General features: G+C 72.0%; 11 protein-coding genes. 10 read left to right on the top strand and 1 reads right to left on the bottom strand.

The window, feature by feature from the left end:
• Positions 1–15: 15 nt before the first annotated feature.
• A complete protein-coding gene (acnA, locus tag ACIQMX_RS16735) occupies positions 16–2,730 on the bottom strand; it encodes an aconitate hydratase AcnA (RefSeq protein WP_363074200.1) in 2,715 nt (904 codons plus the stop codon).
• A gap of 894 nt (positions 2,731–3,624) precedes the next feature.
• Between acnA and ACIQMX_RS16730 the strand changes: the two genes are divergently transcribed.
• From ACIQMX_RS16730 to ACIQMX_RS16685, 10 genes are all read left to right on the top strand, one after another.
• Positions 3,625–3,837, top strand: coding sequence for a hypothetical protein (locus ACIQMX_RS16730; protein WP_402478652.1), 213 nt, complete (start codon positions 3,625–3,627; stop codon positions 3,835–3,837).
• The gene (locus ACIQMX_RS16725) at positions 3,830–5,332 is read left to right on the top strand and encodes an aKG-HExxH-type peptide beta-hydroxylase (RefSeq protein ID WP_363074196.1); all 1,503 of its coding nucleotides are present in this window, start codon (positions 3,830–3,832) and stop codon (positions 5,330–5,332) included. The genes ACIQMX_RS16730 and ACIQMX_RS16725 overlap by 8 nt, the downstream gene beginning before the upstream one ends.
• A 5-nt stretch (positions 5,333–5,337) precedes the next feature.
• Complete coding sequence (locus ACIQMX_RS16720; protein WP_402478649.1) at positions 5,338–5,496, top strand: hypothetical protein; 159 nt, start codon at positions 5,338–5,340, stop codon at positions 5,494–5,496.
• 98 nt (positions 5,497–5,594) lie between these two features.
• Positions 5,595–5,813, top strand: coding sequence for a hypothetical protein (locus ACIQMX_RS16715; RefSeq protein WP_363074192.1), 219 nt, complete (start codon positions 5,595–5,597; stop codon positions 5,811–5,813).
• On the top strand, positions 5,813–7,543 hold the full coding sequence (locus tag ACIQMX_RS16710; RefSeq protein ID WP_402478646.1) for a B12-binding domain-containing radical SAM protein: 1,731 nt from the start codon (positions 5,813–5,815) through the stop codon (positions 7,541–7,543). The genes ACIQMX_RS16715 and ACIQMX_RS16710 overlap by 1 nt, the downstream gene beginning before the upstream one ends.
• Positions 7,544–7,574: 31 nt before the next feature.
• The gene (locus tag ACIQMX_RS16705; protein WP_402478643.1) at positions 7,575–8,852 is read left to right on the top strand and encodes an MFS transporter; all 1,278 of its coding nucleotides are present in this window, start codon (positions 7,575–7,577) and stop codon (positions 8,850–8,852) included.
• A 4-nt stretch (positions 8,853–8,856) separates the two neighbouring features.
• Positions 8,857–10,083, top strand: a complete 1,227-nt coding sequence (locus ACIQMX_RS16700) for a hypothetical protein (protein WP_402478640.1) — start codon at positions 8,857–8,859, stop codon at positions 10,081–10,083.
• The gene (locus ACIQMX_RS16695) at positions 10,080–11,330 is read left to right on the top strand and encodes a hypothetical protein (RefSeq protein ID WP_402478637.1); all 1,251 of its coding nucleotides are present in this window, start codon (positions 10,080–10,082) and stop codon (positions 11,328–11,330) included. Before ACIQMX_RS16700 ends, ACIQMX_RS16695 begins: the two co-directional genes overlap by 4 nt.
• Complete coding sequence (locus ACIQMX_RS16690) at positions 11,327–11,938, top strand: suppressor of fused domain protein (protein WP_402478634.1); 612 nt, start codon at positions 11,327–11,329, stop codon at positions 11,936–11,938. The genes ACIQMX_RS16695 and ACIQMX_RS16690 overlap by 4 nt, the downstream gene beginning before the upstream one ends.
• Positions 11,935–12,444: a GNAT family N-acetyltransferase gene (locus ACIQMX_RS16685; protein WP_402478631.1), complete on the top strand. Its 510-nt coding sequence runs from the start codon at positions 11,935–11,937 to the stop codon at positions 12,442–12,444. Before ACIQMX_RS16690 ends, ACIQMX_RS16685 begins: the two co-directional genes overlap by 4 nt.
• Positions 12,445–12,589 lie beyond the last annotated feature (145 nt).

Genomic DNA, 12,589 nt, shown 5'->3' with positions numbered 1-12,589 from the left:
TACTGCCGCTGATGCCTACTTGCGGATCAGGCTGCGGAGCACGTACTGCAGGATGCCGCCGTTGCGGTAGTAGTCCGCCTCACCGGGGGTGTCGATGCGGACGACGCCGTCGAACTCCACACCGGTGTCGGTGGTGACCTTGACCGTGCGCGGGGTGGTGCCGTCGTTGAGCTCGGTCACGCCGGCGAAGGAGAAGGTCTCCTCACCGGTCAGGCCCAGGGACTCGGCGGTCCGGCCCTCGGGGAACTGGAGCGGGAGGACGCCCATGCCGATGAGGTTCGAGCGGTGGATGCGCTCGTAGGACTCGGCGATGACGGCCTTGACGCCCAGGAGCGCGGTGCCCTTGGCCGCCCAGTCGCGGGACGAGCCGGAGCCGTACTCCTTGCCCGCCAGGATGACGAGCGGGGTGCCGGCGGCCTGGTAGTTCTGCGAGGCGTCGTAGATGAACGACACCGGCGCGTCGGCCTGGGTGAAGTCGCGGGTGAAGCCGCCCTCGGTGCCCGGCGCGATCTGGTTGCGCAGGCGGATGTTGGCGAACGTGCCGCGGATCATGACCTCGTGGTTACCACGGCGCGAGCCGTAGGAGTTGAAGTCACGGCGCTCGATGCCGTGCTCCGTGAGGTACTTGCCGGCCGGGGTGTCGGCCTTGATCGCACCGGCCGGGGAGATGTGGTCGGTGGTGACCGAGTCGCCCAGCTTGGCGAGGACGCGGGCGCCCGTGATGTCGGAGACCGGGGTGGTCTCCATCGTCATGCCCTCGAAGTAAGGGGGCTTGCGGACGTAGGTGGACTCGGCGTCCCACTCGAAGGTGTTGCCGGTGGGGATCGAGAGCGCCTGCCACTGGGCGTCGCCCGCGAAGACGTCCTGGTAGGACTTGTTGAACATGTCCTCGCCGATGGAGTTGGCGACGACGTCGTTCACCTCGGCCTCGGAGGGCCAGATGTCGGCGAGGAAGACGGGCTTGCCGTCCTGGTCGACGCCGAGGGCGTCCTTGGTGATGTCGACCTTCATCGAACCGGCGATGGCGTACGCGACGACCAGCGGCGGGGACGCCAGGTAGTTCATCTTGACGTCGGGGTTGATCCGGCCCTCGAAGTTACGGTTGCCGGAGAGCACCGAGGTGACGGCCAGGTCGTGGTCGTTGACCGCCTTGGAGACCTCTTCCGGCAGCGGGCCGGAGTTGCCGATGCAGGTGGTGCAGCCGTAGCCGACGAGGTTGAAGCCGACCTTGTCGAGGTACGGGGTCAGGCCCGCCTTGTCGAAGTAGTCGGTGACGACCTTCGAGCCCGGGGCGAGGGTGGTCTTGACCCACGGCTTGCGGGTCAGGCCCTTCTCGACGGCCTTCTTCGCCACGAGCGCCGCGGCGACCATGACGTACGGGTTCGAGGTGTTGGTGCAGGAGGTGATCGCGGCGACGGTGACGGCGCCGTGGTCCAGCTCGTACGTGGTGCCGTCGGGGGCGGTCACGGTGACCGGGTTCGACGGGACGCCGTTGGAGGCGGCCGGGGCGTCGGAGGCCGGGAAGGACTCCTTGCCCGCCTCCTCGTCGTCCGCGACGTAGTTGCGCACGTCCTGGGCGAACTGCGCCTTGGCGTTCGCGAGGACGATGCGGTCCTGCGGGCGCTTCGGGCCGGCGATGGAGGGGACGACCGTGGAGAGGTCGAGCTCCAGCTTCTCGGAGAAGTCGGGCTCGGCGGCCGGGTCGAGCCAGAGGCCCTGCTCCTTGGCGTACGCCTCGACGAGCGCGACCTGCTGGGCGTCACGGCCGGTCAGACGGAGGTACTTCAGCGTCTCGTCGTCGATCGGGAAGATCGCGGCGGTCGAGCCGAACTCCGGCGACATGTTGCCGATGGTGGCGCGGTTCGCGAGGGAGGTGGCGGCGACGCCCTCACCGTAGAACTCGACGAACTTGCCGACGACGCCGTGCTTGCGGAGCATCTCGGTGATGGTCAGCACGAGGTCGGTGGCGGTGGTGCCGGCCGGGAGCTCGCCGGTCAGCTTGAAGCCGACGACGCGCGGGATGAGCATGGAGACCGGCTGGCCGAGCATCGCTGCCTCGGCCTCGATGCCGCCGACGCCCCAGCCGAGCACACCGAGGCCGTTGACCATGGTGGTGTGGGAGTCGGTGCCGACGAGGGTGTCGGGGTACGCCTGGCCATTACGGACCATGACCGTGCGGGCCAGGTGCTCGATGTTGACCTGGTGGACGATGCCGGTGCCCGGGGGGACGACCTTGAACTCGTCGAAGGCGGTCTGACCCCAGCGCAGGAACTGGTAGCGCTCCTTGTTGCGGCCGTACTCCAGCTCGACGTTCTGGCCGAAGGCGTCCTTCGTGCCGAACTTGTCGGCGATGACGGAGTGGTCGATGACCAGCTCGGCCGGGGCGAGCGGGTTGATCTTCGTCGCGTCACCGCCGAGCTCCTTGACGGCCTCACGCATGGTGGCGAGGTCCACGACACAGGGCACACCGGTGAAGTCCTGCATGATCACGCGGGCCGGCGTGAACTGGATCTCCTGGCTGGGCTGGGCCTGGGAGTCCCAGCCGCCGAGCGCCCGGATGTGGTCGGCGGTGATGTTCGCGCCGTCCTCCGTGCGGAGCAGGTTCTCCAGCAGCACCTTCAGGCTGTAAGGGAGGCGCGCGGAGCCCTCGACCTTGTCCAGCTTGAAGATCTCGTACGACTCGTCGCCCACGCGCAGCGTGCTGCGGGCGTCGAAGCTGTTCGCCGACACGACAGTCTCCTTCATCAATGTGCGCGTAACTCCGCGCCGCGCCTCACTTCGGCGGGCGCCGCGTGGTGCCGCCTTCGGCGAGCCGGACATCCGCTAAGGTAAGGCTTAGTTAGGTAACCCTTACCGCGCGGTGGCCCGCTGTGCGCCTTCGGCATATATCTCGATGTCGAGATAACTCTAGTACATCACCGTGGACAGGTCATGTCCGGCCACCCCCGAACCGCCGCCATCCGGCCGAGGCGTCCGCCGGCGAACCCCCGGTCAGGTACGGCCCGCGACACCCGGCGCATGACGGCGCCCACCACCCCGCGCCCCGGACACCCGCCCCGGACGCCCGCCCCTGACGTCGCCCCGCCGGCCGCCTCCGGGACGCCTTTCCGCCGTCACGCAAGACGCACTTTCACGCCATGCGCGCTTTCAGCCAATTTCCCGGTGTGTAATTGACGCACCGCCCCGCCGTGGTCGTCAATTGTTATGCGAGAAGTTCGGAAGTGTTGACCCATTCCGAAGTGAGCTTGGATATCCGACGGGGGCCGGGTATGAGCCAGAATACGTTTCAGTACGTGCTGGACCGGAGCGAATGCCATTACGCGGCACGTTCGGTCATCCGCACCTCACCGCCGAGCAACTCCTCCGCCACACTCGAAGAACATCTGGAACGTTCCTTTCCGTCCTTCCGGGCCGCCTTCACGGCGTGCCTGGCCGACGAGGCCGACGGCTATGTGCTCGAACTGCCGGGCTGGGCCGGCGAGTCGCTGGGGCGGCTGGAGGAGACCACCGTCGCGGTCTTCGACTGGTACGGGGCCCGTTCGGTCCCCCGGCGCGCCGCGGGTGTCGCCGCAGGACGTCACGGACCCCAGCCACTGGTTCCGGTGGGGAGCGCACCGGGCATTCGTGCTCTGTTTCGCTCCCTGCTTCGGCGAGGACCACGCCCGCTACGGGTTCGGCCGGCCCGAGACGTTCGTGATGTTCCAGCACGAGCGCGCCTTCCACCGGCGCCATCCGCAGCAGATACCGGCCGCCGTCCGTCAGGCCGTCCGCCGCACCTTCGACGAGGCCGGCCGGGGCTACGAGTACGACATCGGGGCGGTGCCCACCTATGAATGAGCAGCTCACCGAGGTGGCGCCCGGACGCGCCGGCCTCCTGGCCGCGCACCCGGAATTCGGCCGCGCGGACGCGATCCGGCGGCGCGCCCGGCAGGTACTCGGGTTCACCCTCACGGCCGCCCTGCGGCGCTTCGGGTACGGCGACGACGTCGTCGCGGGTCCGGAGGTCGCCGAGGACCCGGCCGTATGGGCCGCGTTGCAGTCGATGTTCGACGGCCTGCACGAGCCGGTGACCGAACCGTCGTCCGTACTGGCGGCCGCCATCGCGCCGCGGGCACCACGACGGGAGGGTCTGTCGCCGACGGGCGCGGAGCCGGGGCGCGTGCGCACGGCGCGGATCGGTGAGCGCCGGGAGCAGACCGTCTGGCTGTGGCAAGGAGTGCACGGACCGCTGACCTCGGCCGTCGACGCGGCATTCGGACGGTACGCGCGCACCGCGCCGGCCTCACGCGAAACGCATTCCCGCGCCCTCGACGCGGAGAACGGGCATTCCGAGGTCAATACGCTCTACCCCGCCGATGAAATCGAACAGGAAGCCGTCGAAAAGGCGGCCGAACTGCTCTGCGCGACCGTACCGGAGATCACTCGGGAAACATTTCCGTTCATCGACGGAATCGCATTCTTCGACGGTGGCCTTTTCGCCAGCGGAACCCTTCTCTCACAGCCGGGGATCATCTTCCTCGAGCGCCGCGTCATTGACGACCCCGATCGTGTCGCCGAAGCCCTGCTGCACGAAGCGCTCCATCTCAAGCTCAACGCGCTCACTCTGACCCGCCCGGTCCATCGCGCGGGCGTGGCCGACGACAGCGCGCTGCTGCTGCCGGTCCCCTGGCACCGGGACGCGTCCGGGACGCCCCACCGGTGGCTGGCCAACCGGGCGCTCGCCGCCGCCCATGTCTACGTCCATCTCACCGCACTGTACGAACGGCACGACCCGCCCGGCCGGAGTCGCGCGACCGGCCTGGAGGTGTGCCGCGAGCGTGCCGCGTACCTGCTGACGGAGCTGCTGGGGGACGCCTCCCGCGACCTGGGGCCGGCCGGCATGCGGATGGCGCGGTGGCTGAGCGGGGTACTGGAGGCCGCACCGCGGGACCACGAGGGCGGGGCCGCCGTGCCCGGGCCGGGTCCCCGGCGGGACCGGGAGCCGGGACCGCCGGTCCGGCCGGTCATCGCGGCCGGCTTGCCCGCCGGCACCCTCCGCCGCGCCGCTCCCGGTCACCGGGCCTGGCGGCCGGAGCCGGACCTCGGCCTCGTGGCCACGTTCGAGCCGTGGGACGTCCACGTGCTGAACGCCTACCAGTGGGCCTTCTTCACCGCGTGCGACGGGGTGGACAGCGGCATCGCCGTCCGTTCCCTCCGGGCCGCCGCGCCCGGCTCGGCCGAGACAGCGGTCGTCCGGGCGCTCACGGACCTGCTCGACACCGGCCTGATGGTGATCGAGCAGCCCCCCGGGACACGGTCCGCGGGGGACGTACGGAACGAACGGGGGAGGTGAACAACATGACCACCAAATCCACCGGCCAGGAGCTCGTGGCGAAGCTGGCCGAGGAGCTGTCCCTGGACGGCTTCGAGGACGCGGACGAGGCGGCGGCCGAGGCCGTCAGCCTGGGCGGCGCGAGCTACGTGAAGATGCTCGGCCGTACCTGGACCGCCAACTGATGTGCCGGTCGGCACCAGTGGTCCCGGCCGCTCACCGAGCGGCCGGGGCCACCCCCGGCCCCACCACACCGAGAACACGGACCACAGGGAGGAACGGGATGCGGACGACTCATCGCTGGCTCGACGAGGCAGGTCACGTGTACGTGGCCGAGGGTGGCCCGCAGGGGCAGTGCGTGCGGCTCAACACCGCCGCCTCCGCGGTCTGGCGGGCCCTGCTCGCCGGGCAGGCGGCCCCGGACCAGCTGGAGGGAGGAGACCGGACGTTCGCCCTCTCCCTGCTCGCCGACGGCGTGCTCCTCCCCGAGCGGAGCGGCTGATGGCGCGGACCACTCCGGCGACGCGGAGGACCTCCGGAACCCGGCAGCGGCCGGAGGTCCTGCGGATCGCCCCGGCACTCACCCCCGCCGAGGCTGCCGTGTTCAGCCCGGCCATGGCCTTCGTGAACCCGTCGGTCGGGTACTCGGACCGCCGCAAGTCGAAGCCGATCGGGCTTGCCTATGTGATGGCCTACCTGCGCGCCCACGGTCTGGAGAGCGAGGGCTTCGACTTCGGCGGCGCGCTCCGCGATCCGGAGCTGCTCGCCGCCGAGCACCGTCTCGACACGTACGACATCGTGGGCTTCTCCGTCTACAACGAGTCCGCCGACAACGCCCTGCGCATGGCCGCCTGGGTCAAGGAGCGCAATCCGGCCGCGCTGGTCGTGCTGGGCGGTCCCCATGCGACCGCGGTCGCCGACCATCTGGTCGTCGCGCATCCGCAGGTCGATCTGGTGGTGCGCCGCGAGGGCGAGGAGCCGATGCTGGAGATCGCGCGACGGGTCGCCGCGCGCCGTCCGGTGACCGGCGTGCTGGGCACGACCTGGCGGGAGCCGGGCGGGGCGGCGGCATCGCGGGAGGACCCGCCGTTCATCGAGGACCTGGACACCCTGCCGTTCCCCGACGCCCGGTTCACCTCCGACGCGGGATATCCGACGCTGACGTACTTCGACGACGTCAGCGGCCGGCTCAAGCCCGCACTGACCGTCAACACCAGCAGGAGCTGCCCGTACAACTGCTCCTTCTGCGGTGTGCTCACCATCGGGCGGCGCTACCGTACGCGCTCGCCGGAGTCGGTGGTCGAGGAGATCGGCTACTTCCGGAAGCGGGACGGGATCCCGTACCAGCACATCTACTTCAGCGACGCCAACTTCTACGTGAACCCGCGCCGCTCCCTCGCCGTCATCGAGGCGATCCACGCGTACGACCCCGGGATCACGGTCAGCTTCGGCACCCGCGTCAACCAGATCCTGCGCAGTGAGGACGTCCTGGCGCGGATGAAGGAGATCGGCCTGCGGTTCGTCGAGCTCGGCATCGAAAGCGCCTCACCCTCGATGCTGGAACGGCTGGCGAAGGGCGTGTCGCCCCAGGTCAACGTCGACGCGGTGCGCACGTTGCAGCGGCTCGGGCTGGAGATCGTCGTCGACTTCATCATGTTCGACCCCGCCACCACGCTGGCCGACCTGCGGCTGAACCTGTCGTTCCTGCGCCGGCTCGGCTTCTACGACTACGTCCCGCACGAGGCGATCTACACCACCCTCGTGCTCTATCAGGGCACGCCCATCCGGGAGTTCTACGAACGCCGGCACGGCCGCGCCTTCGCTCCCAACGAACTCCCGGACATCGTGGGCCTGTACGAGAACGACGACGTCGCCGCGGTCGCCGCGGGGATGCGGTGGTTCCGCCGGGCCTGGCAGCCCGCCATCGACACGGCGCTCGCCGACGGTGAGCTCTGCGCCGAGAAGTGGCGTGCGGGCGGCCGCACCGGCGACCGCCTCGCGCAGCTCCAACTGGACCTGGTCGCCCTGCGGCACGTCCCCTACCTCTACATGGAGCGCCTGGTGGAGGTGGCCGGTAGTGATCTGCCGGCTGCCGGGGAGGAGTACGGTGCCCACCTGCCCACGGCCGGGAATCCTCGGACCGCACTGCCCGAACTGCTCGCCCGGGTACGGGAGTCGGTCGGCGACGAGCGCCTGGACCGGGACCCTTCGCTGCTCACTCGATTCGCATGACTGTCCTCGTGCATGACGGAGAAGGAAGACCTTGACCACTGATCTGCCGTCCCAGGAGCCGTCCGCGCCCCTCGGCGCGCACGACGGACCGCCGCCTGTGAAGGACCTGGCGGCGATCCGTCGTACGACCAGGATGTTCTACGGCATTTCGTACGTCGGCTACTTCATCGACTTCACCTGGGCCGCCACGTCCATCCTCTACTTCGCCTCCATCGGCCTGAGCCCGGGGGCGATCTTCGCCACGGTCGCGGTGGTGTGGCTGGCCGAGGCGGTCTTCGAGATCCCGACAGGCCTGGTCGCCGACCTGCTCGGGCGGCGCAGTTCGGTCATCGCGAGCTTCGTCTTCCGGGCGGTGGGGTTCGGGGCGTTGTTCTTCGCTCACGATCTGCCCGTCCTGCTGCTCGCGCACGTGCTGGTGTCCATCGGCACGACGTTCGAGTCGGGTGCGCTGGAGGCGTGGGCGGTCGACGAGAGCGAGCATTTCGGGGCGGACGAGACGGTCGACGCGCTGTTCACCCGCAGCCGCATCGCCTGCAACTCCGGGCTGATCTCCGGTGTCCTGACCGGAGCGGTCATCGGCACCCGGAGCCTGGCCCTGCCCTTCCTGCTGTCGGCGGTGGTGTGTGCGGTGACCGCGGCCGTCCTGCCGCTGGTGATGCGCGAACACAGCCGGGCCGCGCGTCCCGCCGGACTCACGCTGTCCACGGCCCTGCGGGAGAACCTGGGCGGGACGGGGGCGGCGCTGCGCGGGGACCGGGTGCTGATGTTCCTGGCCGGGGCGGTGGCCTTCGTGGCGCTGATGAGCAGCCTGCCCGGCGTGCAGTGGACGGCCTACCTGGACGGGGAGTTCACCACCTCCCTGGTACTGCTCGGGCTGGTGCGCTGCGTGGGGCCGCTGGTGCAGATCCCGCTCCTCGACCTGGTGCGCAGGCTGCGCACCAAGCGGGGTGTCGCGCGTCCGCCGATCGTTCTGGCCGCGTCGTTCGCGGCCGCGGTCCTGCTCCTGGGGACGGCGTTCAGCGACGGCGCCTGGCAGGCGGTGACGCTGTTCGCCTGCTTCTCCGCGGCGTCGGGCGTGGCCGTGCCGGTCGTCCAGGGCGCGGTCAACGACCGGCTCACCGGCGCCAACCGGGCCACCATGCTGTCCTTCGTCTCCCTGGTGTCCGGAGCCGTGACCGGAGTCGGACTCTTCGCCGTCGGAGCGTTCGTGGGTGCCATCGACTCGGTCACCGTCACCTGGTCGGTCGCCGCGGCCGGACTTGCCGCCGGAGGGGCGTTGACGGCCTGGCTCTGCGGTCGGGGGCGGTGAGCGAATGCCGCAGCCGGCTGAGGACTACCTCGAAGCGCGGGTGCTGGCGCACCTCGGGCTCGGCGCCGACCCCGGGCCGATACCCGCCGCCGTCTCCGGGAGCGTGCGGAAACTGCTGACCCAGCTCGCACCGGCAGCGCGCGGGACACCGGCCACTCCGCTGCTCGCCCTGGACACGAGCCCCACCGCGGACCCGGCCGTCCGCCGGGCCGCCGTCGACCGGCGCCTCGCCTCGACGGACGCCGCGGAGCTGGCGGCAGGCTTCCTGGAACGGCGCAGGGCGGGCGACCCGTGGTGGGAGTGGGGCCGGCCGTTCCCTCTGACGGCGGGCACCCGGTCCTGGCTGCTCGGCTGCGGCGGTCCGGTCAAGCCCGTCGACGGGCTGCTGCGCCGCTGGTCCGGGGCGGGCCGGGACGAGGAGGTGACCACGCCCGCGTTCAGGACGGCCCTCCGGGAGGGCCGTCACGGCCCGGCCGTCGTGCCGCCGTCCGCCGACGCACTGCTGCGGATCCTGGTCCCCCGGCTGCGGCGGGCCGGCCTGCTGCCCCCGGAGCACCGGGTCACGCTCGTACGGAAGGTCTGGACGAGCGCCGTGGCGGTGCCGGTACGGGTACCCGGCCGCAGTGTCCTCGTCCAGTCCACCACCCCCGCCGTGCCCGCGCTCGCCCATCTCCTCCATGAGCTGGCCCACGTGGCCGAACACGCCCTGCGCGCACCGGACGCGGCGCTGGAGAGCCGCTGGCGGTTCGACCCCGTGCGCTCCGAGGGGTGGGCCCTGCTCCTGGAATCCCTGGCCACCGAACCGGATTGGCTCGCGACCCTCGGCCTCCCGTCCTCCTTCACCGAAGCCGTACGCACCAACGCCGTGTACACCGGCCTCCTCGACCTCCGGATGTTCCGCGCCGCGGTGGCCCTCGACGACGAACTGCCGCCCGGCGCCACGCCGGCCGGGGCGCTCGCCCTGACCGGCCGCCTCCACGCCAGGCTGGGCATCGACCGGGCGCCCCAGGCCCTGCTCCAGGACGCCGCCGACGGCCTCCGCCTCCGCGCCTATCTGGCCGGATTCGCCTGGCGCGACGAGGCCCTGAGATGTCTGAGGGACGGCTGGGGCCCGCGCTGGTGGGCCGCGCCCGCTGCCTGGAAGGCCGTGACGGGCGTGCTGGCCGGGGACGGCGACGCGCGGACCGTTCTGGACGCGCTGGCATCCCGCACCGCGGCGGGGGCGGCGTGAACGCCGCTGCGGCGCCGGTCGCCGCTCTCCTCGACGCATGGGACGACAGTTCCCTCTACCCGGCGGCGTTGCGGGCCGGCTTGCTCCCGTACCTCGGCACCCGGGGTCCCTGTGTCGCCGTGCGCACCCGTGACGGCGGGCGGGCGTGGGCCGTGACCGGGCATCGCACCCTGCGCGAGGCGGCGCTGAGGCCGCGGGACTTCAGCGGGGAGCTGCTCGGAACGGCGATGAGCGACCCGTCCCCCGAGGAGAGCGTCCTGCTGCGCCTCCAGCTCCCCGGGCTGCCCCACGGCCCGCACGCCCGGATGCGGCGCGGGCTCTCCGCCCCGCTGCGCGCCGACATGGCCCGGGGACTGAGCGAACGGGTGAGGGAGGCCACCGCCGCCCGAACGGCCGCGCTCTCCCGCACGGCCGCCGCTGCCGGGCCGCGGCCCTCCGCCGCGGACCTCGTGCGGGACGTGGTCGTGCCCGTGGTGGCGGATGCGCTGGGCGAACTCCTCGGCGTGCCGCAGGGCCTGGCGGAGGAGTTCCGTTCCTGGTGCGTGGACAGCAGCGAGATGGCGTCCGATGCCGGAGCCGAGGAGCAGGCGCTGCGCGCCTTCCTGTACCTCTGTACGCGGCTGCGCCGGCACCGTACCGCCCATCCCGCCGACGACCTCGCCACCTCGCTGGCCACCCGGCTGACCTCGTCCACCGCCGGGTTCGCGCTCAACTGGGTGCTCCTCGTCAAGGCGGGCTTCGGGGCGACGGTCTCGGCCGGGGCACAGCTGCTGCGGGCACTGCCCGGTGACGGGGCGGCGGCCGGAGGCCTGCCCGCTCTCCTGGACGAGACGCTGCGCCGCCATCCTCCGATCCTCCAGGCGCGTCGTACGGCGGCCCGTCACACCTCGCTCGCCGGCCGGGACATCGCGCAGGGCGCGCGCGTCCTGCTGGTCTTCGCGGTACCCGGGCAGGCGTCCGGCCGGGTGCCGCACACCGTGTTCGGGCACGGCCGCCACGCCTGCCCCGGCGCTCCCTGGGCCCGTGCCCTGCTGACCGGACTGGCCGAGGGCGCCGCCCCGGCGGCCACCCGCTGGCACCTGCCGGACACCGCGTCCGCGTACGCCACCTCCTTCTCCCAGGGACTGCGCACCCTCCCGGTCGAACCCGTCCCCCGGGGCCCCTGCGCTGCCGGTCCCCCGTCCCCCGCGCCCGCCGGCCGTCGCCCCGCTCCCCGTTGCCCCGCCGACCCGAGGTCCACCAGATGAATCCGCACCGCACCGAACCGCTCCTGTCCGGCCACATCCGTGACCACGTGCTGTCGAAGGCGGCCCCGCCCGTCCCCGGTGCGCCGCTCGGCCGCTCCGGACCGGTCGAGGTGTGGGCGACCGTGCAGCCGGGCGTGCCGGGGACCACGCTGAGCACCGTCGGGGTGTCGGACACGGACCTCGCCTCGACGATCCGCCGCCGCACCGTACGGGTCGAATTCCTCGCCGTCGCGTGCGACGAGGTGTGGCAGCCCGCGCTGGCCGCTGCCCTGACCCAGGTCGCCGAGGACTGTCTCGCCTCCGGGGTGGTCGTCAACCGGGGCTCGGCCGTGCGGTGCCGCCCCGAGGTCGCGGACGCCCTGGGGTCCGGCCATCTCTACGTGAGCCGGGCCGTCTACCACGACCGGTCGTTCGGACAGGTCAGGGCGGCGGGCCACCGTGCCGAACTCTGGTGGCTCTTCCCGCTCCGCCCCGAGGAGGAGCGCTTCCTCGCCACGCACCACTGGGAGCGGTTCGAGGACCTGCTCGTCGAGTCCCGTCCCGCCCTCGCCGATCCCGCCCGCCCCGCGATCCCCCTTCCCGCCCCGCGCCGTGGGCGGACCGTGTGAACGCCGCCCCGCCGCCCTCCGCACCGGCCCGTCGCACCCTCATGCGCTGGGACCTGGCCGCGCCACCGCGCCCGTATCCGCTGCCCGCCCCCTACCGGGCCGCCCCGGTCGCCCAGGCCGACGCCGCATTGCTGGGCGCGCTGTCCTACCGCGCGTACCGGGGCGGGGTCGACGACCAGGGCGAGTCCGCGGAATGGCACCGGGCCGAGATGACCGCCGCGCTCGCGGGCGAGTTCGGCGCGGTCGACCAGCAGGCGACGCGCGTTGCGTGGTGCGGCTCCACACCGGCCTCCCTCTCCTTCGTCACCCTCTGGAAGTCCCGCCCGCTCGTGGCCTTCGCCCTCACCGACCCCGCCCACGCCTCCAGAGGTCTGGCGCGGGCGCTCCTCACCCACAGCGCGACGGTTCTCCGTGCCGCCGGCGCGTCCGAACTCACTCTGGTGGTCACCGACGGCAATCCCGCCGTGCGCCTCTACACACGTCTGGGCTTCGCCCCGGCCGGCTGACCCCGGGCGGGTACGGACGCCGATGGGCGCGCACCACGCGCCGATCGGGCGCAACGGCCGCAGCATGAGCAACGGCCCCGTCCACCACAGCGCGAACGGTCGCACCCCTCCCACACGTCCGTCACCCGAATGCCACACCCCGCCA

Source organism: Streptomyces sp. NPDC091416, assembly GCF_044756845.1.
GTDB lineage: Bacteria > Actinomycetota > Actinomycetes > Streptomycetales > Streptomycetaceae > Streptomyces.
This window is presented reverse-complemented; position numbering and strand designations above follow the sequence as displayed.